Consider the following 328-nt stretch of genomic DNA (forward strand, 5'->3'; position numbering starts at 1 on the left):
GAGCATACGTATGATGTTTGCCAAGAGCGAGGTCAGCGGGTGACCGGATCGTCATCCGACAGCAGCCCGAGGTCCCCCGTGCGGGGCATGCTCTCCCAGTCACCGGGCCCCATGCACGCGAAGGCGCCGGCGATCGTTGCGAGCTCCAAGCAGTCCGCGACTCCCGCGCCATCGAGCCGGCCGCGGAGGAACCCGGCCACGAACGCGTCGCCCGCGCCGACAGTGTCGACGACCGGAACGGTCAGCGCCGGGCGCCGGGTCACCACGCCCTCCGTGAACGCGAGGCTGCCCGAGGCTCCCCGCTTGATGACCGCGAGGGCCGGCCCCT

At 71.6% G+C, this 328-nt stretch carries 1 protein-coding gene; it reads right to left on the reverse strand.

Features of this window, described 5'->3' with window-relative positions:
- Positions 1 to 32: 32 nt before the first annotated feature.
- Positions 33 to 328, reverse strand: a 296-nt coding sequence (locus SB717_RS34515; RefSeq protein ID WP_410907358.1) for a carbohydrate kinase family protein, incomplete at its 5' end; no start/stop codon positions are given.

Source organism: Priestia sp. SIMBA_032, assembly GCF_046535215.1.
GTDB classification, from domain to species: domain Bacteria; phylum Bacillota; class Bacilli; order Bacillales; family Bacillaceae_H; genus Priestia; species Priestia aryabhattai.